Source organism: Microbispora catharanthi (assembly GCF_006334915.2).
In the GTDB taxonomy this organism is placed as follows: Bacteria; Actinomycetota; Actinomycetes; order Streptosporangiales; family Streptosporangiaceae; genus Microbispora; species Microbispora catharanthi.
Genome location: NZ_VDMA02000015.1, coordinates 238,884 through 261,879, shown reverse-complemented (window position 1 = coordinate 261,879; position 22,996 = coordinate 238,884). Strand labels below are relative to the sequence as shown.

Annotated in this window: 23 protein-coding genes; 12 read left to right on the top strand and 11 right to left on the bottom strand. The window is 71.5% G+C overall.

The genetic code is table 11. The features are described from left to right. Both FH610_RS27015 and FH610_RS27010 read left to right on the top strand, forming a co-directional pair. Window positions 1-755: AAA family ATPase (locus FH610_RS27015; protein ID WP_152313705.1), on the top strand; the 755-nt coding region annotated here is incomplete at its 5' end. Window positions 756-1,130: 375 nt separating this feature from the next. Next, window positions 1,131-2,066, top strand: coding sequence for a TIM barrel protein (locus FH610_RS27010; RefSeq protein ID WP_139577617.1), 936 nt, complete (start codon window positions 1,131-1,133; stop codon window positions 2,064-2,066). Between the two features lie 15 nt (window positions 2,067-2,081). Here the strand turns inward: FH610_RS27010 and FH610_RS27005 are convergent, their stop codons facing one another. Beyond that, the gene (locus FH610_RS27005; protein ID WP_139577616.1) at window positions 2,082-2,948 is read right to left on the bottom strand and encodes an HhH-GPD family protein; all 867 of its coding nucleotides are present in this window, start codon (window positions 2,946-2,948) and stop codon (window positions 2,082-2,084) included. A 139-nt stretch (window positions 2,949-3,087) separates the two neighbouring features. Here FH610_RS27005 and FH610_RS27000 point away from each other — a divergent pair, with 139 nt between their 5' ends. Continuing rightward, window positions 3,088-3,789, top strand: a complete 702-nt coding sequence (locus FH610_RS27000) for a hypothetical protein (protein ID WP_139577615.1) — start codon at window positions 3,088-3,090, stop codon at window positions 3,787-3,789. A 6-nt stretch (window positions 3,790-3,795) separates the two neighbouring features. Here FH610_RS27000 and disA read toward each other — a convergent pair whose 3' ends face one another. From disA to FH610_RS26965, 7 genes are all read right to left on the bottom strand, one after another. Further along, complete coding sequence (gene disA / locus FH610_RS26995) at window positions 3,796-4,884, bottom strand: DNA integrity scanning diadenylate cyclase DisA (RefSeq protein ID WP_240809211.1); 1,089 nt, start codon at window positions 4,882-4,884, stop codon at window positions 3,796-3,798. Between the two features lie 195 nt (window positions 4,885-5,079). Then, window positions 5,080-6,516 carry a DNA repair protein RadA gene (gene radA, locus FH610_RS26990; protein WP_139577614.1) on the bottom strand — a complete coding sequence of 479 codons (1,437 nt, stop codon included), beginning with the start codon at window positions 6,514-6,516 and terminating at the stop codon, window positions 5,080-5,082. Window positions 6,517-6,579: 63 nt separating this feature from the next. Further along, on the bottom strand, window positions 6,580-7,218 hold the full coding sequence (locus tag FH610_RS26985) for an SRPBCC family protein (protein ID WP_139577613.1): 639 nt from the start codon (window positions 7,216-7,218) through the stop codon (window positions 6,580-6,582). Beyond that, the gene (locus tag FH610_RS26980; RefSeq protein ID WP_139577612.1) at window positions 7,215-7,628 is read right to left on the bottom strand and encodes an ArsR/SmtB family transcription factor; all 414 of its coding nucleotides are present in this window, start codon (window positions 7,626-7,628) and stop codon (window positions 7,215-7,217) included. Before FH610_RS26980 ends, FH610_RS26985 begins: the two co-directional genes overlap by 4 nt. A gap of 71 nt (window positions 7,629-7,699) precedes the next feature. Then, window positions 7,700-8,014, bottom strand: coding sequence for a thioredoxin (gene trxA / locus FH610_RS26975; protein WP_030512307.1), 315 nt, complete (start codon window positions 8,012-8,014; stop codon window positions 7,700-7,702). Continuing rightward, a complete protein-coding gene (locus tag FH610_RS26970; RefSeq protein WP_139577611.1) occupies window positions 8,011-8,391 on the bottom strand; it encodes a MerR family transcriptional regulator in 381 nt (126 codons plus the stop codon). The genes trxA and FH610_RS26970 overlap by 4 nt, the downstream gene beginning before the upstream one ends. Window positions 8,392-8,458: 67 nt before the next feature. After that, complete coding sequence (locus FH610_RS26965; RefSeq protein WP_139577610.1) at window positions 8,459-9,157, bottom strand: class I SAM-dependent methyltransferase; 699 nt, start codon at window positions 9,155-9,157, stop codon at window positions 8,459-8,461. Window positions 9,158-9,320: 163 nt separating this feature from the next. Here FH610_RS26965 and FH610_RS26960 point away from each other — a divergent pair, with 163 nt between their 5' ends. From FH610_RS26960 to FH610_RS26930, 7 genes are all read left to right on the top strand, one after another. Further along, window positions 9,321-10,136 carry a sugar phosphate isomerase/epimerase family protein gene (locus FH610_RS26960; RefSeq protein WP_139577609.1) on the top strand — a complete coding sequence of 272 codons (816 nt, stop codon included), beginning with the start codon at window positions 9,321-9,323 and terminating at the stop codon, window positions 10,134-10,136. Next, window positions 10,133-10,903 carry a class I SAM-dependent methyltransferase gene (locus tag FH610_RS26955; RefSeq protein ID WP_139577608.1) on the top strand — a complete coding sequence of 257 codons (771 nt, stop codon included), beginning with the start codon at window positions 10,133-10,135 and terminating at the stop codon, window positions 10,901-10,903. The genes FH610_RS26960 and FH610_RS26955 overlap by 4 nt, the downstream gene beginning before the upstream one ends. An 18-nt stretch (window positions 10,904-10,921) precedes the next feature. Beyond that, a complete protein-coding gene (locus FH610_RS26950; RefSeq protein WP_240809210.1) occupies window positions 10,922-11,539 on the top strand; it encodes a TetR/AcrR family transcriptional regulator in 618 nt (205 codons plus the stop codon). A gap of 225 nt (window positions 11,540-11,764) precedes the next feature. After that, window positions 11,765-13,867 (top strand): (Fe-S)-binding protein, encoded by a 2,103-nt coding sequence (locus tag FH610_RS26945; RefSeq protein WP_139577607.1) that lies wholly within the window; start codon window positions 11,765-11,767, stop codon window positions 13,865-13,867. 159 nt (window positions 13,868-14,026) lie between these two features. Continuing rightward, complete coding sequence (locus tag FH610_RS26940) at window positions 14,027-14,866, top strand: hypothetical protein (RefSeq protein WP_139577606.1); 840 nt, start codon at window positions 14,027-14,029, stop codon at window positions 14,864-14,866. Next, window positions 14,863-15,942, top strand: a complete 1,080-nt coding sequence (locus FH610_RS26935) for a glycosyltransferase (protein ID WP_139577605.1) — start codon at window positions 14,863-14,865, stop codon at window positions 15,940-15,942. Before FH610_RS26940 ends, FH610_RS26935 begins: the two co-directional genes overlap by 4 nt. A 232-nt stretch (window positions 15,943-16,174) precedes the next feature. Then, window positions 16,175-16,876, top strand: a complete 702-nt coding sequence (locus tag FH610_RS26930; RefSeq protein ID WP_139577604.1) for a hypothetical protein — start codon at window positions 16,175-16,177, stop codon at window positions 16,874-16,876. Between the two features lie 83 nt (window positions 16,877-16,959). On the opposite strand, the gene FH610_RS26925 is transcribed toward FH610_RS26930, so the two are convergent. Next, a complete protein-coding gene (locus FH610_RS26925; protein WP_139577603.1) occupies window positions 16,960-19,494 on the bottom strand; it encodes a LuxR C-terminal-related transcriptional regulator in 2,535 nt (844 codons plus the stop codon). A gap of 65 nt (window positions 19,495-19,559) precedes the next feature. Here FH610_RS26925 and FH610_RS26920 point away from each other — a divergent pair, with 65 nt between their 5' ends. After that, window positions 19,560-20,669 (top strand): phosphotransferase, encoded by a 1,110-nt coding sequence (locus FH610_RS26920; RefSeq protein ID WP_139577602.1) that lies wholly within the window; start codon window positions 19,560-19,562, stop codon window positions 20,667-20,669. A gap of 63 nt (window positions 20,670-20,732) precedes the next feature. Beyond that, window positions 20,733-21,272, top strand: coding sequence for an RICIN domain-containing protein (locus tag FH610_RS26915; protein WP_161628087.1), 540 nt, complete (start codon window positions 20,733-20,735; stop codon window positions 21,270-21,272). A 143-nt stretch (window positions 21,273-21,415) separates the two neighbouring features. Here the strand turns inward: FH610_RS26915 and FH610_RS26910 are convergent, their stop codons facing one another. Together FH610_RS26910 and FH610_RS26905 are read right to left on the bottom strand one after the other, a co-directional pair. Continuing rightward, a complete protein-coding gene (locus tag FH610_RS26910; protein ID WP_139577600.1) occupies window positions 21,416-21,760 on the bottom strand; it encodes an STAS domain-containing protein in 345 nt (114 codons plus the stop codon). Window positions 21,761-21,910: 150 nt separating this feature from the next. Next, window positions 21,911-22,987 carry a PP2C family protein-serine/threonine phosphatase gene (locus tag FH610_RS26905; protein ID WP_205826083.1) on the bottom strand — a complete coding sequence of 359 codons (1,077 nt, stop codon included), beginning with the start codon at window positions 22,985-22,987 and terminating at the stop codon, window positions 21,911-21,913. Window positions 22,988-22,996 lie beyond the last annotated feature (9 nt).

Sequence of the window (22,996 nt, the reverse complement as noted above, 5' to 3'; positions counted from 1 at the left end):
AGCACACCGTCTCGCGGCTGTTCGGCTCCCCGCCCGGTTACGTCGGGTACGAAGAGGGCGGCCAGCTGACCGAGAAGGTGCGGCGCAAGCCGTTCTCGGTGGTCCTGTTCGACGAGATCGAGAAGGCCCACCCCGACATCTTCAACTCGCTGCTGCAGATCCTGGAGGACGGTCGGCTGACCGACGCCCAGGGCCGCGTGGTGGACTTCAAGAACACCGTCATCATCATGACGACCAACCTCGGCACCCGGGACATCTCCAAGGGCATCGGGGTCGGGTTCGCCCGCGCCAACGACACCGAGTCGAACTACGACCGGATGAAGGCCAAGGTGCAGGAGGAGCTCAAGCAGCACTTCCGGCCGGAGTTCCTCAACCGCGTCGACGACATCGTGGTCTTCCACCAGCTCACGCCCAAGGAGATCATCCAGATCGTGGACCTGATGCTCGCCCAGGTGGCCGAGCGGCTCAAGGACCGCGACATGGGCCTGGAGCTGACCCCGGCCGCCAAGCAGCTGCTGGCCGACCGCGGGTACGACCCGGTGATGGGCGCCCGCCCGCTGCGGCGCACGATCCAGCGGGAGCTGGAGGACACGCTGTCGGAGAAGATCCTCTACGGCGAGCTGCGGCCGGGCCAGGTCGTCAAGATCGACATCGAGGGCGAAGGCGACGCCGCGAAGTTCACCTTCACCGGCGAGGCGAAGAGCCCGGCGGTCCCGGACTCCGCGGCCTCCATCGCCGAGGCGGTCCAGCGCTGATCCGCCTGCGATAACCCGTTCCACCCGAGGGGCGCTCCGTGAGGAGCGCCCCTCGGCGTTTTCCGCCGTACCTCGGTCACGGTGCGGTCACCTTCGTGCCGAGAAGGCGAGAACCGGTATCACGCCACCGGACGTAGTACTACACTTTGTAGAGTCCGCTCGCGGTATGCCATGAGTGCGAGTGGACGTCATGTCATCCCTGCGGCGTACCGGACAATCCGCTGCGGGGCGGACGCGTAGGACCGGGCATACGGGGGAAGCTCGGTCCGCCCGGGAGAGATCCCGGCGGTAGGAGGACCGGAGTCCCATGCGGTCGGGACACGCCCTGTGGGCGAATTGGCGGTCCGGAAGTGCACAAGCCCTTGGAGGCACCTGATGCGCCTGTTGCACGACGACGGGACGCTGGTTCACCTGGCCTACAACGCGGGCGTACATCCCGCCGAGGATCTGGAGAACCTGATCGCCCACCTCACGCGCTACGCCGTGCCGGTGCGCAGGAAGCTGGGAGTCGACCGGCTGGGCGTCGGCCTGTGGCTCGCTCCCGCCGTGGCGGACCACCTCATCGCCGATCGCATCGAGCTCGTACGGCTGCGCCGGTCGCTGGAGGAGCGCGGCCTGGAGTGCGTCAGCCTGAACGGCACCGGCGGGCGCAACCAGGAGGTTCCCGGACCCGACTGGGCCAAGCCCGAGCGCTACCGCTACACCATGGCGCTGGCGAAGATCCTCGCGTTCCTGCTGCCCGACGACGTCCAGTCGGGCAGCATCTCCACGATCCCGATCGGCTGGCGCCGCGACTGGCCCGCCGACCTGCACGCCATCGCCTCCCGCCGGCTCGAACGGCTGTCGCGTGAGCTGCGCGGCCTCTACAGCGTCACCGGCAAGACCGTCAGGGTCGGGTTCGAGCCCTGGCCGGGCTGTGTGCTGGAGACCACCGAGCAGGCCCTTGCGCGGGTCTGCGACATCGACTCCGATCACCTCGGCGTCTGCCTGGACGCCTGCCACCTGTCCTGCGGCGCCGAGGAGCCCGACGCGGCGCTGCGCGGGCTCGCTCTCGCCGGGGCTCCCGTGGTCAAGCTGAGCCACGTGCACAACCACAGCCAGGAGATCCCCAGCACCCAGCCGGTGATCGCCGACACGCTCACCGCGATCCTGTCCGGAGCGGTGAACGGCACCGCGCACGTCGAGGTGGAGGCCCACGACCTGACCTCCCCCAAGGCGAAGGGGCCCGCCGCCCTGGTGGCGAAGCTCGCCGACGAGCTCGACTGGACCCGCCGCAACCTCACCGCGCTCGGCCTCAAGCTCGCCGCCTGACAGGCGCCCAAGGCGTCAGGAGGGCAGCTGGTAGGTGCCGTCGGGGAGTACCTCGGCCAGGCCGTCGTCCAGGAGGCCGTCCAGTGCGCGCTCGCGCTGCACGTGGTCGGCCCAGACGGCGTCCAGCGCCTCCTTGGGGACCGGCCCGTGCGCCTCGCGGAGCACGGCGAGCAGGCGCCCGCGGCACTGCCGGTCGGTCCCCGCGTACGTCTGGCCCTGCCGCGCCGGGCCGTCGTGGGCCGGACGCCCGGCCAGCCGCCACGCGCACTGCGCGGTGACCGGGCAGCGCTCGCAGCGGGGCGCCCTGGCCGTGCAGACCAGTGCGCCCAGCTCCATCACGGCCACGGCCCAGCGAGGCGCGCCCACCGGGGGCACCAGTGACTCCGCGAGCCGCCGCTCGGCCGCCGTGGGCGCCTTCGGCGGGTACTCCTCGCCGCGCACCGCTCTGGCCAGCACCCGCCGCACGTTCGTGTCCAGCACCGCGTGGCTGCCGCCGTACGCGAAGCTGGCCACGGCCGCCGCCGTGTAGTCGCCGATCCCGGGCAGGGCCCGAAGTTCGTCGTAGGTGGACGGCACGCGGCCGCCGTGGTCGGCCGTGACGGCCCGGGCGCACGCGTGGAGGTTGAGCGCCCTGCGCGGGTAGCCGAGCCGCCCCCAGTGGCGTACTGCCTCGCCGGGGGACTCCTTCGCGAGCGCTTCCGGGGTGGGCCAGCGCTCCATCCACTCGGTCCAGACGGGCAGCACCCGGGCGACGGGCGTCTGCTGGAGCATGATCTCGCTCACCAGGATGCCCCACGGGGTCGCGTCGGGACGCCGCCAGGGCAGGTCGCGGTTGTGCTCGGCGTACCAGTCGAGGATGGGCTCACGCAAGGAGGCGGACACGCCCCGACTGTACCGAGAGCCGCGCTGCGGAGCGTACGGCGCCCGATTGCGCAAAGACCCGGCGAGGCTGTGATCTGGAGAAGGACAAGGTTCAGCGAGCCGATACCTCTGGCCCGCCAGGGCTCTCCATACTGTCCGTATGGATCCGGACACTTTCCGTGGTGACGTGGGCGTCGAGGGGGCGGACGTCTACTGGCGCCGCCGGGTGTCGGTGCTCACGGGGATGCTCGTCGTGGTGGCGGTCGTGGCATGGGCGTGCAGCAGCGCCTCCGGACGGCCGGACGAGACCGCCGCCGCCGTCAAGGCGACGCCCTCCGACCGGCTGGTCGTCTCGCTGCCCGCCGGGCTGGCTCCGAAGACGCCCGCCGTCTCCGGCGCCGCCGTCCCGGGGCAGCCGTCGCCGTCCGCTTCCGCGGGCGTATCGCCCTCGCCCGGCAAGCCGCGGCGCCCGGGCGACCCCTGCGACGAGAAGGACCTCGTGCTCGCGCTGCAGGCCGGTCAGGACGTGTACGGCAAGGATGTCACGCCGACCTTCCTGCTGACGGTCGTGAGCACGGGCAAGGTCGAGTGCACGGTGGACGTCGGGCCGCGCACGCTGGAGATGCGGGTGCTGTCGGGCGGCGAGCGCGTGTGGTCGACGGCCGACTGCGTGGCGGGCGACGGCGTGGACAGGCAGTTGCTGGAGCGCGGCATCCCCTATGTCCGCTCGATCCGGTGGGACCGCCACCGGTCGGGGAGCACGTGCGCTGGCAAGCGGTCGCCCGCCGACCCCGGCACGTACGTCGCGACCGCGCATTCGGGCCGGCTGAAGAGTCCGAAGATTGTCTTCCACCTGCGCTGACGAGACCTACAGGTAGCGCTCCAGGATGGACGACTCGGCGAGCCGCGACAGGCCCTCGCGGACGCTGCGCGCCCGGGTCTCGCCCACGCCGCCGACGGCCTGGAGGTCGTCGGTGCTGGCCGCGAGCAGCTTCTGCAGGCCGCCGAAGTGGCTCACGAGCCGGTCGACGATCGCCCCGGGCAGGCGGGGGACCTTGGTGAGCAGCCGGAAGCCGCGTGGGCTGACCGGCGTGTCGAGCGCGTCGCCGCCGTGGTGACCCAGAATCTGCGCCACCTTCGACAGGTCGAGCAGGTCGCCGGAGGACAGCTCGTCCAGCTCCCGCATGGCGTCGGCGTCCCCGTACGGCCGCGCGCCGAGCGAGCCGGGCGCGTAGTCGCGGATGATCTGCACGCGGTCGGTCTCCACGCCCGCGAACAGCTCGTCGAGCTGGAGCGACAGCAGCCGCCCGTCGGTGCCGAGCTCGACGACGTATCCCTCGATCTCGCGGGCGATGCGGCGGACCATCTCCAGGCGCTGGACGGCGACGGCCACGTCGCGGACCGTCACGAGGTCCTCGATCTCCAGGGCCGACAGGTTGCCGGAGACCTCGTCGAGCCGCTTCTTGTAGCGTTCGAGCGTCGCCAGGGCCTGGTTGGCCTTGGACAGGATCGCGGCCGACTCCTCCAGCACGTAGCGGATGCCGTCGAGGTAGAGCGCGATGATCCGCATCGACTTGCTGATCGCGATGACCGGGAGCGAGGTCTGCCTGGCCACCCGCTGCGCGGTGCGGTGCCGGGTGCCGGACTCGTCGGTGGGGATGGCCGGGTCGGGCACGAGGTGCACGGCGGCCCGCACGATCCTGAGGTGGGCCGTGTCGAGCACGATCGCGCCGTCCATCTTGGCCAGCTCGCGCAGGCGGGTCGCGGAGAACTCGACGTCGAGCGTGAACCCGCCGGTGCAGATGTCCTCGACCGTGCGGTCGTACCCGAGGACGATCAGGCCGCCGGTGTGGCCGCGCAGGATGCGCTCCAGCCCGTCGCGCAGCGCCGTCCCCGGGGCGAGCGCGGCGAGCACGGCCCTTCTGCGGTCGTCGATCGCCTTGTCGTTGTCCAGCACATGCACCCCAGTGGGCTCGCCCGGTCGTTATCCGTCAGATCGTCTTCCTACCGATCCCCTGTCGCGGCGAGATCCGCGAGGCGCTCCGCGGACGCCCTGTGACGCCCCTCGGGGGCGCGGGGGCGAGGCCACGGCCGACGGGGCAGGCAACAGAGTTTACCGGCGAGACGCCGTGCTCACCGGTGTGACGAGAGATCACCTCGACGACCTCATGAGGTTGAGCGCGTCCCACACGTTCTCCACCTCCGTGACCTCGAAGCCCGGCGCGAACGGCGTCGTGCGGCCGGTCGGCGAGCGTAGCGCCACGAGTCGGCCGCGGCTCGCCGACGCCTCCAGACGTGGGCCCTCCTCCTCCAGCGAGCCGGCGGGCACCAGCGCCCTGGTGAAGCCGAGCCGGGCCGCCTCGGCCAGCCGCCGCCGGACCTCCCGCACCGGCCGCAGTTCGCCGGCCAGGCCGACCTCGCCCAGCGCGACGAGCCCGGCGGGCAGGGCCTGGTCGCCTGCCGCGCTGACGACCGACAGCATCAGCGCGAGGTCGACGGCGGGGTCGGTCAGGCGGATCCCGCCCACGGTGGCCGTGAAGACGTCGCACTTGCCGATCTTGGCGTTGAGCCGCCGCTCCATGACGGCGAGCACCATCGCCACCCGGTAGGAGTCGAGGCCGGAGGACGTGCGGCGGGGCTGGGGAGCCTCGGTCGGGCCGACCAGGGCCTGCAACTCGGCCGGGATCGGCCGGGTGCCCTCGATGGTCACGGTGACGCAGGTGCCCGGCACCGGCTCGGGGTGGCGGGAGACGAACAGCCCGCTGGGGTCGGTGATCCCGGTGATGCCGCGCTCGTGCAGGTCGAAGCAGCCCACCTCGTCGATCGGGCCGAACCGGTTCTTCACCGCGCGCACCAGGCGCAGCCGCGAGTTGCGGTCGCCCTCGAAGTGGAGCACGACGTCCACCAGGTGCTCCAGCACCCGGGGCCCGGCGATCGTGCCGTCCTTGGTGACGTGGCCGACGAGCACCGTGGACATGGCCCGCTCCTTGGCGAGGCGGACCAGGTTGCCGGCGACCTCCCTGACCTGGGTCACGCCGCCGGGCACCCCGGTCGCGTCGGCCGAGCCGATCGTCTGGACCGAGTCGACGATGAGCAGGCTCGGCTGCACCTTCTCGACGTGCGCCACCAGGGCCGACAGGTCGGTCTCCGCGGCCAGGTAGAGCCTGTCCTCGATCGCGCCGATGCGATCGGCGCGCATGCGCACCTGGGCGGCCGACTCCTCGCCGGTCACGTAGAGGACGGTCTCGCCGCCGGCGGTGCGCGCGGCGGCCTCCAGCAGCAGCGTCGACTTCCCGATGCCGGGCTCCCCCGCCAGGAGCACCACAGCGCCTGGGACGAGGCCGCCGCCGAGCACGCGGTCGAGCTCGGGGACTCCGGTCGTCCGCGAGCTGACGACCTCGGTCTTCACCTGGCCGATCGGGACGGCGGGGGCGGAGACCGCGCCCGGCTTGACCACGTGGACGCCCTGCCGGGCTCCGGCCTCCTCGACCGTGCCCCACGCCTGGCACTCCCCGCACCTGCCGACCCACTTGACCGTGGTCCAGCCGCACTCGCCGCACCGGTACGCCGGTTTCGCTGCCTTGCTCACGTGCGGGAGGTTACCGGCCGCCGCCGACAATCCCTCCCGGAAAGCGGCGGCAAGTGCCGAGAACTAGTTCGCCGGCTTCTCCGGCACGTAGAAGGCGGTGGTGCCGGCGACCGCGGCGGTCACCACGTCGTCCGGCGCGCCGGAGGCCCGGTATGCCGCGCCCCACAGGTCGCTGCTGAGCCTCATGAGCTCGCGTGCCTCCTCCGACTGCTCCCACGCCGAGGGGTCGTCGAGCATCTCGCCGCGCAGGTGCAGCCCGAGCCCGAGCACCGCCAGGTCCCAGCCGACGCCCGTGGCCCCCGGTCCGAACCGGTCCCAGAACTCCGGCGGCACCACGGCGACGTGCTCCAGCTCGAACACGGTGCGGCCGTCGCCCTCCGCGTTCAGCCGCACCTCGACCTCGCTGAAGCCGGGGTTCTCGCCGAACAGCCAGCTCACCCGCAGCAGCCGGGGCGGCTCGCACCGCAGGATCTCCCCGCCCGCGTTGCCCTGGAGCTGGTAGTGCCCGCCGAGCTTCAGCTCGCCGCTCACCGGAAGGAACCAGCGGCTGATCCGCTCGGAGTCGGTGCAGGCGTCCCACACGTCCTCGATTCCGGCGTCGTAGGTGCGCCGCAGCAGCACCGTACGGGCTTCGCCTTCCTGCAGGTCGCGCGTGCCGACCGCGCGGTGTACTTGGTTGATCTGGTCGATGAAGTCGCTCATTGCCGCTCTTCCTCGTCGGTTCGTCCGTCGTGGGCTGCGTGATGGGCAGCGTGCTGGGCATCGCCGCCGCCGTGCCGCCGTCCGAGTCGCTGCTCCCGTCTGCCCCGCGCCAGTTCGGTGCCGAGCGCGTCGAGCCGCTGTTCCCCCAAGCCGCGGAACCGCTCCAGCCAGGCGTCGACCTCCCGCAGAGGCTCGGGTTCCACGGCGTACAGCCGCCGCGTGCCCTCGGCCCGTACGGACGCCAGTCCTGACTCGCGGAGCACTCGCAGGTGCTGGGAGATGGCCGGCTGAGAGATCCCGAACTCGGCGCGGATGACGGAGGTGAGCGCCCCCGACGTCTGCTCGCCTTGGGAGAGCAGCTCCAGGATCCGGCGTCGCACCGGATCCCCCAGCGCGTCGAATGCGTGCACGCGCCCACTATGCCGATAGCCGCTTATAAAAGTCAACACTTATATAAGCGGCTGTCGGCAGACGGACGTGACTAGAAGTGGCCCGCGAGGTCGGCGAGCAGCAGGCGCTTGGGCTTGGCGCCCCTGATCTGCTGGACGATCTCGCCGTCCCGGTAGAGGTTCAGCGTGGGAAAGCCCAGGACGTTGTAGCGCTGGGCGATCTCGGGGTGGTCGTCGGCGTTGATCTTGGCCACTGTGAGGCGGTCGCCGTACTCGGCGGCGATCTCCTCCAGGATCGGGGCGATCATCTTGCAGGGCGGGCACCAGTCGGTCCAGAAGTCCACCAGCACGGGCTTGTCGCTGTGCAGCACCTGCTCGTCGAAGTTCTCCGCGGTCAGCGTGATCATGACTCTCCTCGTCGTGTCAGCAGGCAGCCGGGGCAGGCGTCGGCGAACTGGGCGGCCACCTCCGAGCGGCGGGCCAGCAGGTCGCGGATCTGCCGGTCGATCTCGGCGAGCTTGCGCCGGTAGACGGCGACAGACTCGGGGCAGGAGCCCCCGGACGAGTGTCCGGACCGCAGGCAGTCCACGAACGGGCGGGCGTCGTCCAGCGTGAAGCCGACCGACATCAGCTCCCGGATCTCGGTGACGATCCGGACGTCCGACTCGTCGTACTCGCGATATCCGTTCGCCGAGCGGCGCGACCGGATGAGCCCCCGCTGCTCGTAGTAGCGCAGCGCTCGGGGGCTCACTCCTGCACGCCGGGCCAGCTCGCCGATCCGCATCGGCCCTCCTCGGCTGTCCTGGGCACGACGGTAAAGCTTGACGCCGGTGACAAGGTCAAGCCCGGCTTCAGAATTCCCGCCACCTCAGGACGTTCGGGTAGTCGATCTCCAGGCCCTCGACTTCCCGCAGCGCCTCGCCGGCCACCTCGGGCGTGAACTCGATGCGCAGCACCGCCGCCAGGTCGGCCCTGGAACGGAACGTCATCCGCAGGTCCAGGTCCTCGCGCCGCCAGCCCTGCCGGGACCAGAAGCGTTCCACGGCCTCCGGGGAGTAGGACGGCAGCGATCGGCGGAACCAGCGGCCGAACGCCCCGCGCGAGGCGTCCACGTCCACCACGAAGGCCGCGCCGCCCCGGCGCAGCACCCGCCCCAGCTCGCGCAGGCCGGGCTCGCAGCCGGGCCCGAAGAAGTACGCCCACCGCGCGATCGCCACGTCGGCCGACGCGTCGGGGAGGGGCAGCGCCTGCGCGGTGCCCGTACGCACCGAGACGTTGGGCAGCGACGCGCAGCGGGCGACGGCCTGGGCGGCCAGGCCGCCGTGCGGTTCGACGCCCACGACCCGCCCGGCGGACGCGGCGAGCGCGGACAGGTGGAAGCCGCTGCCGCAGCCGATCTCGACCACCGTCGCGCCGTCCCAGGGCCGTACGGCCCGCATCGCCGACTCGGCCGCGCCCGCGGGTCCCACGGCGAGGTTCTCCAGCTCGTAGATCTGGGGAGTGTTCCAGATGTTCGGACTGGGTACGGCCCCGCTCACGATCCGTGCCATGCGCCCCACATTAGTTCGCGACCTTGGGTAGTTGATTGTGGCGAAGCGGCGCACGGCGCGGGTGCGGCTTAGGCTGGATCCGTGAACGGGCGCAGGGAGCGAACGGACGGCCACGGCCACGGGACTGGAACGTGCCCGGGGGCCGCCAGGGGAGGCTGGCCTCATGAGTGACATCCGCGTGCCCAGCGGCACGGTGGCGCTGTCGACGGCGTCGGTGTACCCGGAGCGTACGCCGGACGCCTTCGAACTGGCCGCCCGGCTCGGGTACGACGGCGTAGAGATCATGGTGGGACAGGACCCGGTCAGTCAGGACATCGAGGTCCTCCAACGGCTGCGCGACCACTACCAGATCCCGATCCTTGCGGTGCACGCGCCCTGCCTGCTGGTGACCCAGCGGGTATGGGGCCGCGACCCGTGGCTGAAGCTGCGCAGGGCCCGCGAGGCGGCCGAGCGGCTGGGCGCGCAGACCGTCGTCGTCCACCCGCCCTTCCGCTGGCAGCGCGACTACGCCAAGGAGTTCGAGAAGGGCCTGGCCCGGATGCGTGAGGAGACCGACGTCGTCTTCGCGGTGGAGAACATGTTCCCGCTGCGGGCCAGGGGCAACGAGGTCGTGCCGTACGCGCCGGACTGGAACCCCGTCGACTACGACTTCCCCGACGTGACGCTCGACCTGTCCCATACGGCGGTGTCCGGGTCCGACGCGATGGAGATGGCGACCAAACTGGGCGAGCGGCTGGCCCACCTGCACCTGGCCGACGGGGTGGGCACCACCAACAAGGACGAGCACCTGGTGCCCGGCCGGGGGTCGCAGCCCTGCGGGCCGATCCTGGAACGCCTGGCCGGCAACGGCTACCGGGGCCTGATCGTCTTGGAGATCAACACGCGCAAGGCCACCAGCCGCAGCGAGCGGACCGAGGACCTGACCGAGGCGCTCGCCTTCGCGAGGCTCCACTACGCCGCCTCGTCGACGGCCTCATGAACGAGCGGCTCGCGGACAGCCACCGGGTCTTCGACCGCGTCTCCCAGGAGTACGACGCGGCGAGGCCGCACTACCCGGAGGCCCTCTACGTCGCGCTGGAGACCCTGTCGGGGGTCCGGCTCGCCGGGGCGACCGTGATCGACGTCGGAGCGGGCACGGGCATCTCGACCCGGGGCCTGCTCGACCGCGGCGCCCGGGTCGTCGCCGTGGACCGCGGCGAGCGGATGCTGGCCCGCCTGCGCGCCCGTACGGCGTGCCCGGCCCTGCTGGCCGACGGGAACGATCTGCCCTTCCGCGCGGGCGCGGCCGACCTCGTGACGTACGCCCAGTCGTGGCACTGGCTCGACCCGGCGCTGTCGGTGGCCGAGGCCGTACGCGTGACCGGGGACGGCGGCGCGGTCGCGGGCTGGTGGAACAGCGTGGACCCCGGCAAGGCGGACTGGCTGGCGGCCAACCAGGTGCGGCTCGCCGAGTCGTGCCCCGGCTACATCGGGCCCGTGCTGCCCGGGTGGAGCATGCCGCCGATCGCCGCGGCCATGTCCGACGCCGGCCTCGTCGTGGCGAAGACCTGGGTCGACTGGACCAGGTCGGTGCGGCTGGAGGACTTCCTGACCGACCTGCGCTCCCACTCGTACATGGCGAGGATGGAGGGTGACGTGGTGACGGAGCTGCTCGCCCGGGAGCGCGCCGAGCTCGGCCGCGTCTTTCCCGACGGGCGGCTGACCGTCCCCATGCGCGTGTATCTTGCGGTGGGCCGCAGGGGCTGAGCTGGAGCGGGGAGCGACGTGACGACGGAGGTGCCGGAGGTCTCGGGCGGCAGGCGGCGACCGGGGCGGCGACCCGGCCGCCGTCCGGGCGCGGCGGACACCCGCGGGGAGATCCTGGCCGCGGCGCGCCGGGTCTTCGCGGAGAAGGGGTTCGACAAGGCGACGATCCGCGGCATCGCCCGGGAGGCCGGTGTCGATCCGGCTCTCGTCCATCACTACTTCGACAGCAAGGAGGGGATGTTCGTCGCGGCCATGCGGCTGCCGATGGACCCCTCGTCGGTGCTTCCCCTCATCCTGTCCGGGCCGCGTGAGGAGGTCGGCGAGCGCCTCGTCCGCTTCATCCTGACGATGACGGCGGACCCGGCGGCCAGGGAGCCGCTGCTGGGGCTGGTGCGGACCGCGATGGTGAACGAGCAGGCCGTCGGCATGGTCCGGGAGTTCTTCACGACGGCCGTCCTCGGCCGGGTGGCCGAGGCTCTGGACGTTCCGCCGCTGCGGATGGAGGCGGCCTTCGCGCAGTTGTTCGGCGTGGTGATGACGCGCTACATCCTCAGGTTCGAACCGATGGCCTCCGCCGACGTCGAGGAGATCGTCGCGCTGCTGGGCCCCACCATGCAGCGTTACCTGGCCGGATAGATTACGAGCGCCCCTCTCATACCCTCTTGTAGAGCTTTGTTCTAGTATCGTGCCGTCGGCGGGAAACGCAGTGACAAGTGCCACTCGCCGAGCGTGACCCAGGATAAGTTACTCGCCGGTACCATTCGGGAAGCGTAGGCGTTATCCACAGGGCGGGACTCCACCGCCCACGCGAGGGCGCCGCGCTCCTACGCTGGCCGCCGACGTTCGATATGGGAGGGACTCGTGCTCTGGGTAGCGATTGTGGGCCTCGTCGCGACCGCCGTGGCGGTCGCACTGGCGGGCCGTCGCGTGCTGTTCCTCTACCGGCTCGCCACCAGCGGCCAGCCGGCCCCGGAGCGGATCGAGTACGCCAAGGAACACGCCGGCGCCGAGATCAAGGCCCAGCTGGTCGAGGTCTTCGGCCAGCGCAAGCTGCTGAAGTGGACCCCGTCCGGCACCGCCCACTTCTTCGTCATGTGGGCGTTCTTCATCCTGCTGACCGTCTACATCGAGGCGTACGGCGCGATCATCCAGGGTGCGATCACCGGGCACTCGGACTTCCACATCCCGCTTATCGGAACCTGGCCGGTGCTGGGCTTCCTGCAGGACTTCATCGCGGTCGCCTGTCTGCTCGGGCTGGTCGCGTTCACCGCCATCCGGATCAAGAACTCGCCGAAGAAGCTCGGGCGCGGCTCCCGCTTCTCCGGCTCCCACCTGGGCGGGGCCTGGCTGGTCCTGTTCATGATCTTCAACATCATCTGGACGCTGTTCCTCGCCCGGGGCTCCGCGGCCGCCAACGGCAACTTCCCCTATGACTCCGGCGCCTTCGCCAGCCTGGCCATCGGGAAGATCCTGCCGCACAGCGAGCTGCTCGAGCAGATCGCCCTCCTGCTGCACATCGGCCTCATGCTGGTGTTCCTGGTCATCGTGGTGAACAGTAAGCACCTGCACATCTTCACCGCGCCGCTGAACGTGCTGTTCTCCCGCCGCCCCGACGGGCTGGGCCCGGCCCAGCCGATGCGCAGCGACGGCAAGGTGCTCGACTTCGAGGAGGCCGACCCCGAGGTCGACGTGTTCGGCCGCGGCAAGATCACCGACACCACCTGGAAGGGCTTCCTCGACTTCTACACCTGCACCGAGTGCGGCCGCTGCCAGTCGCAGTGCCCGGCCTGGAACACCGACAAGCCGCTGTCGCCCAAGATGCTCATCCTCGACCAGCGTGACCACGCCTTCGCGGTCGCGCCGTACCTGCTGGCCGGGGAGAAGGAGAAGGAGAGCTTCTCCGAGGACGTGCTGGCCCTGCTCGACAAGCCGCTCGTCGGCGAGGACGGGGTCATCCACCCCGACGTCCTGTGGTCGTGCACGAACTGCGGCGCCTGCGTCGAGCAGTGCCCGGTCGACATCGAGCACATCGACCACATCCTCGACATGCGCCGCTACCAGGTGATGATCGAGTCGTCGTTCCCGTCCGAGGCGGGCGTGATGCTCAAGAACCTGGAGAACAAGGGCAACCCGTGGGGCATGTCCGAGATGAAGCGCGCCGAGTGGATCGAGGAGCTCGACTTCGAGGTCCCGATCGTCGACGAGAAAATGCCCGAGGACGTCGAGTACCTGTTCTGGGTCGGCTGCGCCGGCGCGCTGGAGGACCGGGCCAAGAAGACCACCAAGGCCGTCGCGGAACTGCTGCACATCGCCGGGGTCAAGTTCGGCGTGCTCGGCCCGATGGAGGCGTGCACGGGCGACCCGGCCCGCCGCCTGGGCATGGAGTTCCTGTTCAACATGCTCGCCCAGCAGAACATCGAGACGCTCAACGAGGCCGGGGTCAAGAAGATCGTGGCCACCTGCCCCCACTGCTTCAACACCCTCGCCAACGAGTATCCGCAGCTCGGCGGCACCTACGAGGTCGTGCACCACACGCAGCTGCTGGCGCATCTGGTCGAGGAGGGCAGGCTCACCCCGATCACCCCGATCGAGGAGAAGATCACCTACCACGACCCGTGCTTCCTCGGGCGGCACAACAAGGTGTACGCCCAGCCGCGCGACATCATGGCCAAGGTGCCGGGCGTCCAGGCCCAGGAGATGCACCGCTGCAAGGAACGCGGATTCTGCTGCGGCGCCGGCGGCGCGCGCATGTGGATGGAGGAGCGCATCGGAAAGCGCATCAACACCGAGCGCGTGGACGAGGCGCTGACCACCGATCCCGATACCGTCTCCACCGCCTGCCCGTTCTGCCTCGTGATGCTCGGCGACGCGATCAACGAGAAGAAGAACGCCGGTCAGGCCAAGGAGTCGCTGGAGGTCGTGGACGTCGCCCAGCTCCTCATCAAATCCATCAAGCAGGAGTAAAGCAATCTTTGCCGCGACCGTGAACTATTTGTGGAAATCACTGGTCAAGGCGATGGAATGAACCGTGTTTCACGGAAGAGTGACAAAGGCTTTCTCCACATAACAGGAAAATCACGGTAACCTCAACGTTGGCTCAATCGACGGGGAGGGGGCTGGACGGTGGGTGTGGTCGTCATCGACGCGGAGGTCACCCTGGCGGACGTCCTCTCCCTGCGTCTGTCCATCGCCGAGCCGCTGGCGGACGGCACCCGCCTGATCCTGCGGCGACGGGGCACGGGTGAGGAACGGCGGGTGACGCTCGGCGCCTCCGGCGGGCGTACGAGGGACGCCAGCGTCGCGGTCTCCCTCGCGCCCCTCGACCTCGATCCCGGGCGCTGGGACACCTACCTGGAACAGGACGGCGTCCGCGCCCGCATCCAGAGCGCCGATCCCGGGTTCTCGCTCGACCGCCTCGACGCGTACGCGCTGGGCCGCCGGACGCTGGCCTACCGGGCCTACCGCACGCGCAACGGATTCCTGGCCCTGAAGATAGATCCGGCGGAGCCGGTCGCCGACGTCCGCGCGGTGTGGTTCCGCGAGGGGCGGTTCGAGGTGACCGGGTTGCTGGCCTACACCGGCCTGGACGACGACGACCAGCACCGCCACGCCACGCTCGCGCTGCGTCACAGCGATCCGGGCCACAACGATCCGGGCCACGGCGATCCGGACCACGACGATTCGGCCGCGACCGTGCGGGTCGCCGCCACCGTCCAGGGGGTCCGGTTCCACGCCGCGCTCTCGCTGTGCGACGTGCTGGCCGCCACCCCCGACTCGCAGGGCTCCTGGGAGCCCTACCTGGAGGTGGACGGCGTCGACCGCGCGCTGCCGCTGGGCGCCAGGCTCGACGACGTGGAGGGCAAACGCCGCCGCGTCCACTATCCCCACGCGCTTGTGGACGGCGTGCCGATCCGTCCCAGCTTCACCCAAGGCGACGAGCTGCTCCTGGAGGTGGGAGCGTGAGAATCGCGTTCCTGCTCCCCTCGGCGTACGGCATGCGCGGTGACGTGCGGGCGATGCTGAACCTCGCAGGAGGGCTGGCCGCACGGCACGAGGTGGAGGTGGTGAGCGTCCGGCGCACCAGGGAGACGCCGTTCTTCCCGGTCGACCGCCAGGTGACGCTGCGCTGGCTCGTGGACGCCCGCCCGGGTGTCCATCACCTGCTGCCCCGGGGACAGGTGCGCACCGAGGTGGCGCTCTGGCGGATGCTGCGCGGTCTGCACGCCGACGTCCTGATCACCACCCGGCCGTCGCTGAGCGTGCAGGCCGCCAGGTATGCCCCGCGAGACGTCGTCCGCATCGCCAGGGAGTGGGGCAGGCCGTCGGTGCCCGGCCCGGTGCGCCGGTTCTATCCCCGGCTCGACGCCGTGGTGGCGAGCACCGCCGGCCGCCGGGACGAGTGGGTGCGGCTGCTCGACGACGACCTGTCGGTCCACGTCATCCCCGACGCCCTGCCCGGGACGCCCTGGCCGCGCTCCCGCATGGACAACCGGATCGTCAGCGCCGGGGGCAGGCTGGTGTCCGGCAAGTCGTACGACCGGCTCGTGCGGGCCTTCGCGATCGTCGCCGACAAGCGGCCCGACTGGCGGCTGCGGTTGTACGGCGGGGGCCCGGAGGAGCGGCGGTTGCGCGCCCTCGTCCGCGACCTCGACCTGCACAACCACGTGTATTTCATGGGCACCACGCCCGACCTGCCCGGCGAGTTCGCCAAGGCGTCCATCGTCGCGGTGCCGTCGCGGCACGAGGTGCTGGGCATGACCGTCATCGAGGCGCTGAGCTGCGGGGTGCCGGTCGTGGGCTTCGCCGGGTCCCGCGGGCCCGCCGAGTTCCTCCGTCCGGGCCGCGACAGCGTGCTGGTCCAGGAGGGTGAGGGCGGCGACGCCGAGTCGCTCGCCTGCGCGCTGCTCACCCTCGTCGACGACGAACGCCGCCGCATGAAGCTGGCGGCCGGGGCGCTGGAGACCGCGTCCGCCCACGCCGCGCCGGCCGTCGCGGTTCGCTGGGAGGAGCTCATGTACGGCCTGCGCTCCCGCCCCTGACGAGCGTCAGCGGACATTCGCACGCATCCGTGCGCGCAGCCGGTCCAGCCACGCCAGGGCGTCCGCAACGGTCGTCTGCTTGACAATGGTGATCACGGCCGCGCTCCGGAGAGCCGGAATGTGAGTAGGGGTTACTCATGTACCGACGGTGAGGTGCGAGACAGGATGCGATCACGGGGGCCGGGAGTGCCCCCGCCCGCGATCCGTCCCTCACTCTCTCCTGGAGGAAGACATGCTCACACGTTCCGGCAGGCTCGTGGCGATAACCGCATCGGGGTGCCTGGCGATGTCGGTGCTCGGGGTCACGGGGGCCGCCGCCGAGACGGCGTTCGCCCCTGACACCTGCGCCAGCGGGTACGTCTGGCGCGGCGCAGGGCCCAGCGACCACGTCTGCGTGGACCCGTCTGTACGCGACCGTACGCGGTCGGAGAACGCCTCCGGCATCTGGCACGCGTGCACGACCGGGTTCGTCTGGCGGGAGGCATACCCCGGTGACTACCGGTGCGTGGTCCCCAGCTCCCGCACCCAGGCGCGGCGCGACAACGACAGAGCGGTCCGCAGGCTGGCCTGGGTCATCATGGTGAAGCGCAACCACGCCGGCAGCGGGCCCTCCTGCGACGGTGAAAGCTGCTCCACCACCAACGAGGGGCCGTACCAGACCGTGGCCGTCCGCGGCTACTACCTGACGCCGGGTATCCAGGTCACCGTCCAGGTCAAGCGCGCCTCGGATGACCGGGTGCTGTGGCAGGGCCGTACTACGGCGCAGGCGGGGGGCGACGGACCGGCGGGCAGTTACTCGGTCGACACAGGGCGGGTGCTGTGCGGTGGCAGCTCGTTCGCGCCGCCGCTCACCGCGTATGTGATGGTGCGCGGTGACGGCGGGCAGTGGTCGCCACGTGTGCCGATCGCCTGGCGGTCCTGCGGACTGGTGTGATCAGGGCTCTGGGCGCGCCGTGACGGTGGTCGCCGGCTTTTCCTCTGTCAGGGCGGCGATCAGCGACTACGGATGAGTCGGTGCTATCCCTCCGGCCCGTCCAGGAGGGCGGCGAGGGCGGTGCGATCGTTGACGCCTGTCTTGTCGTAGACGGCGTACAGCGTGTTGGCGACGGTGCGGACGGACACGACGAGCCGCTCGGCGATCTCGCGGTTCGTCAGCCCTTGGGCGGCCAGCACGGCGATCTCGCGCTGCCTCGGCGTCAGACCGGGGACGTCGAGGTCCATCAGCGCGAGCGTACGGGCGCCCTGGCAGCGCTGGGAGAGCCGCCAGGCCCGCGTTTCCGCCGTCCGCGCGCCGCGCCACAGCCCGGACTCGCGGTGGCGGGCGGCTGCCTGCGCCGCCGCCTCGGCCGCGTAGAGCAGCAGGCCGAGCCGTTCGAAGCCTTCCGAGACCGCGTCGAGCTCCCCGCCGTCGCGGGCGGCGGCATGCCGCGCGAAAAGGGCGACCAACGGACTGTCCACGTCGAGCGCGGCGAGCCGTGCGGAAACGAGGTCAGCACGGCCCAGCCTGACGACGTCGTGCAGCGCGAACGGCACGTCGCAAGGCAACGCGCTCTCGGCGGCCTCCAGGCAGATCTCGACAGCCCCGGCGACGTCGCCGCGCCCGGCCAGGGTCCATGCCTTGGCGAAGCGAAGGGGCAGGACGACGTACGGGCCGATCGGCATACCCGTGGCCTCCGCGCGCGCCAGGGCCTCCTCGGCCGCGGCGGCGTCACCGAGCAGCGCGTACGCGTGCGCGAGCTCGCCAAGGCAGGCTCCGGCCAGCACGCTGCGGGCGGGCAGCCGCACGACGGTGTCGCGGGCCCAGGCGAGGGCGTCGGTGAGCCGGCCGCGCAGCCGCAGCACGCGGGCCTTCGCTGCGCCGAACTCCAGGATCGCCCGCGTCCAGCTGCCGAACTGGCCCCCCAGGCCGTATCCCTCGTCGGCGAGCCGCTCGGCGGCGTCCAGGTCACCGAGCAGCAGCGCGGCGTTCGTGGCGTGCCCGGTCAGAGCGGCGGACAGGCTGCGCATGGCGTCGGGTTCCTTCGCGAGCCGGGCGCCGGCCTCCTTCACGCGGGCCAGGCATTCCGTGGCCCGGCCCCGCGCCAGCAGGACGGCCACCTCGGCCCCGTCGATCATGCGTTCGCCGTGCGGGCTGAGCGGGCCCATGTCCCGCGTGCGCGCCAGCAGGTCCTCCGCGGCGGCGATGTCGCCGGTGAGGGTGGCCAGGACGGCCCGCATGATGAAGGTGCCCTGCCGTCCGTCGACACCGCGGGCCAGCCGGGTGGTCTCTTCCAGGACGGCTCGTGCCCGCGGAACGTCCCCGAGCCCGACGGTCAGGTTCAGTGCGCGCTGCACGCCGAGGTCGATCCGGGCCGTCTCGCTCATCTCCACCGCCCAGGCGGTGGCGTACATCTCCTCGGCCTCGGCGTGCCGGTCGGTGTAGAACAGCACGGTGCCGAGCGCGGCCAGCGCGGGCCTTCCGCCGCCGGCTGCCACGGCCGCGCGTCCAAGCCGTACGGCCAGCTCCAGGTCGCGGATGACCCTGGCGCGCTCGCAACCGGCCAGCAGTAGCCCGGGATCGCCGGTCATGCCGCCGTCCAGCCGCCAGACCGCCACCCTGAGCACGTCCTCGCGCCGTCGTAGCCCGGCCTCGGTGACCGCCTGAGCCAGCCGGCGCGTCACCGTGCGGGCGCGCAGCACGCCACAACCGTCCCTGATGACCTCGCCATAGAGGGGGTGCGCGAGCCGTACCTGGAGCCGTCGGCCGTCCCGCTGCACGGTGACGAGCTGCCGGTCCTCCAGGTGTTGGACGGCGTCGAGGGACCCGAGGACGGCCAGCAGGTCGGCGCCGAGCGGCTCGCCGTAGGCCAGGAGCTCCAGCGCCTCCCGCTCATGCGCGGTCAGTTCGCCGATGCGGCCGGCGATGGTCTCGCGCAGCGTAGGCGTGATCGTCAGCGGTCCGCGCCAGCGCCACACGTCCCCATCCTCGGTGAGGATCCCGGACAGTACGAGCTCGTGCAGGTAGAGCGCGTTGCCCTGGCTGGCGCGCCACAGCCTGGCCACGGTCGCGGCCTCCACCCGGCCGCCCATGGCGGCCTCCAGGACGGCCGCGGTCTCCTCCAGGGAGAACGGCTCCAGCTCCAGCCGCGGCACCAGGCCGTCCTTCCACAGCGCGTGCACCGCGTCCGGCGCCGGTGTCCGGCTGCGCAGCGTCGCGATCACGCGGGTGCCGCCGCTCGTCACGAGGTGGTGGACGAGCGCGGCCGAGGCCGGGTCGAGCAGGTGGGCGTCGTCCACCACCAGCACCGGCGCGCGCAGCGCGGCGGCGGCCCAGCCCAGCGGGTTGCCGGTGGGCGGTGTGGCGGGCAGCAGCGGGGCGAAGGCGCCGAGGGGGAGTTGTCCCGCGGCCGCGGTGGCCCGCGCCCAGGCGACCCGTTCGAGATCGTGGACGGCCTGCGCCACCAGGCGGCTCTTGCCCGTCCCCGGCGGGCCGGCGACGACCATGCCGTGCCCGGCCGACCTGATCGCCGCCAGGTGCGCTGTACGCCCGATGAACGGCCAGGAGGCTGCCACGGCGAAAGCGTATTTGAGTAGGCCGTGCTCATGCGAGGGCGAATTCCGTGCGCCAGGCTGGGCCCATGATCCTGACACCGGCCACCGATCTGACGGACCTGGTCCGCGAGAGCCTCGGCGATCCCCTGGCCGAGATCGCGGAGCAGCACGTCGAGCCCTTCCACTTCGGTTCCGGGGCGCTGTCGACGGCCTCGCTCCATCGCGTGCGCGGCACGACGACCAGCGGCGTGAACTGGTCGTTCTTCGTCAAGTCGATCCATGCGATCAAGCACTCGGCCTGGTTCGAGAAAATGCCCGAGGAGATGCGGGCCGACGCGCTGGCGCAGTTCCCCTGGCGGGCCGACGCGGACGCCTACCTCGCCCGTCGCCCGCTTCCCGACGGGCTGCGGCTGCCCCGCATATACCGGTTGGACGACCTGGGGGACGACCGGCTCGTCATGTGGCTGGAGGACGTACCGGTCGCACCCGCCACGTGGGATCTGGACCGCTACCGCGCCGCCGCCCGCCTGCTGGGCGATCTGGCCGCCGGACGGCCCGTGGCAGGCCGGTCCTCGACGCCGCGCGATCCGCTGAACCGTGGACTCCACTGGTTCTGCGCGGGTCCGGTCGCCAACCTGTTCCTGCCGATCCTGCGGGACCCGGCGACGTGGCGCCACCCTCTCGTCGCCCGGTACGCCGACCCCCTGCTCCAGGCCGACCTGCTCGCCCTCGCCGACCGGATCGGCCCGCTGCTCGACGCGCTCGACCGCCTCCCCCACACCCTCGTCCATGGCGACGCCGGCCCCATGAACCTGCTGATCCCCTCCGACGGCTCGGCCGAGTTCGTGGCCGTCGACTGGAGCTGGCCGCACCCGGCGGCCGTGGGCTTCGACCTCGGCCAGCTCCTGGTCGGCCGGGCGCACACCGGCGAACTCGACCCCGCCGACCTGCCCGCCGTCCACGAGGCGATCGAGGCCGCGTACGCCGCCGCGACGGCCGGGATCGCGGACCCCTGCGAGGTCTCCTTCGGCTACGTCGCCGCGCTCGTGCTGCGCAGCGCGTGGACCGCGATCCCCCTCGAGTTCCTTGACCATGAGCCCACCCCCGAGCTGTACGACCTGTTCCGCAAACGGGTCGCACTCGCCCGATTCATTGTCGACCTGGGGCGGTCGTACCGAGATCCCGGAAATGAGTAGGCCCTACTCGTGAGGAATCCGCTCGTCACACCCACTCTGGATCACATGAAAGAGGAAAAGATCATGTCCTTCGCGGAAATCCGCCGTGCCCTTGCCGTCGCCTCGACCGCGATCGCCGGCCTCGCCCTCACCGGAACGGGTGTCGCCCACGCCGAAACCACCTACTACGAGATCGTCGCCGACCACAGTGGCAGGTGCTTGGACGTTCAAGACGCCAGTCGCGCCCACGGCGCCAACGTCCTGCAGGCGTACTGCGTGAACGGAAAGAACCAGCAGTGGCGCCTCGTGCCAACCGACGGCGGCTACTTCAAGCTCGTCGCCCGGCACAGCGGCAAGTGCCTGGACGTACAGGACGCCAGCCGCTTCCACGGCGCCAACGTCCTGCAGGCGACCTGCTGGTCCCCGGGTTACAACCAGCAGTGGAAGATGCGGACGATGCCCGGACCGAAATGGCGCGGCACCGGCACCCCCTTCGAGCTGATCGCCCGGCACAGCGGCAAGTGCCTGGACGTACAGGACGCCAGCCGCGCCCACGGCGCCAACGTCCTGCAGGCGAACTGCCGGGGCAGCTCCAACCAGATCTGGCGTCTCCGAACCCCGTAAGCGTCGGTTCTCGGGCCGCCGATACCGTAGCGCCGGTTCCCCATCAGGCCAGATCTACAGGCCCCAGGCCTCCGAGAGGCGGTCTCATCGCCACCATGGAGACGCCATGCGGGGCCGGTGCAGTGGGCGCCCGCCGGGCTGAATCAGTCGCCGGGCTTGGTGAGGTACGCGGCGGCGGCGGCGACGGAGTCGTGGATCGGCAGCTCCGTGTCGAGGCCGGTGATCCTGAGCATCCGGGCGAAGCGCCCGTGGGCGCCGCTGAGCGCCAGGCGCCCGCCGGCCGCCCTGACGGCGGTCAGGGCTCCCATGAGGACGCTCAGCCCGGTCGAGTCGCAGAACTTGAGCCCGTCGGCGTCGATCACGATCCGGGGCGGCGTGCGCAGCCCGACGGCCTCGGCCAGACAGGCGCGCAGCGAGTGGGCGGAGCCCAGGTCCAGGTCGCCGAACATCCGGATGACGACGACGTCCTCGTCCAGAACGGTGAGCATGGAGAAGGTGTCGGGCTGTCCGTGCCTTCCCGGTTCCACTCGCGCTCGCCCCTGCTCACCCGACCCTGCCGTCCGGCCGTCGCCTCACGACCCGCCGGAGCTGCTGTCCGTCAATGATTGCACATGGCAAATGATGCCCGGGCCAGACCGTCAGGGCCGTTCCCTGCGGACGAGCAGCATGGCGGCGTCGTCCGGGACGGGCCCGCCGACGTGCAGGACCAGGTCGCGTTCCAGCAGGTCGAGGGCGTCCTGCGGGTCGCCCGCCCGCAGCAGGCGGGGCGCCCGGTCCTCCAGGGGATAGAAGGATCCACCCCGGTCGCGCGCCTCGCACACGCCGTCGGTGTAGAAGAGGATCTGGTCGCCCTCGCGGAACGCGCATCCGTACGGCTCGGGGCCGGTGGGGGCGAGCGCGACCAGGCCGAGCGGCGGCGCCTCCTCACGCGGTTCGAGCCGGTGGACACGGCCGTCGCACGTGAGCAGCAGAGGCGGCGGGTGGCCGTAGTTGAGCAGCGAGATCTCGCCCTCACGCACCTCCGCGAGCACGGCGGTGACGAACTTCTCCCCGCCGAGCCGCCGCGCGAGGTGGTCCTCCAGACGCCGGCCGACATCGGCGAGCGCCGGCTCGTCGTAGGCGGCCTCCCGGAAGGCGCCGACCACCGAGGCCGCCGTCTCCACCGCGTCCAGGCCCTTGCCCTGCACGTCGCCGACGATCAGCCGGACGCCGCCCGGCCCCCTGGCGATGTCGTACAGGTCCCCGCCGATGCGTGCCTCCACGGCGGCGGAGGTGTAGGACAGGGCGATGCGCAGGTCGCCCGCGCGGCGGGGCACCGGGGGCAGCAGCACGCGCTGGACCGTCTCGGCGACGAGACGGACGTCCGCGAGCTTGCGCTCGCCCTCGGCCCGGAGCCGGCACGCCAGCATGGCGGCCGTGGTGACCCCGACGATCGCGACCAGCGTGATGGTGATCTGCGGACGGCCGAGCAGCTCGTCGTGATAGGCCAGCGGCACGGACAGGACGAGCGCGACCAGCCCGGCCAGCGCCGTGTGGCGCACGCCGCCCGTCACGGCGGCCAGCGCGGGCCCGAGGGTCAGCAACGGCAGCAGGCCCAGGGACGGCCCGGCGAGCAGGTCGAGCACGACCACCGTCGCCATGGCGGCGAACGGCAGCGTACGGAGGACAGCCTGGGTTCCCATCCGCGACTCCAGCGCCGCTACGAACCGGTTCATGGATGCATT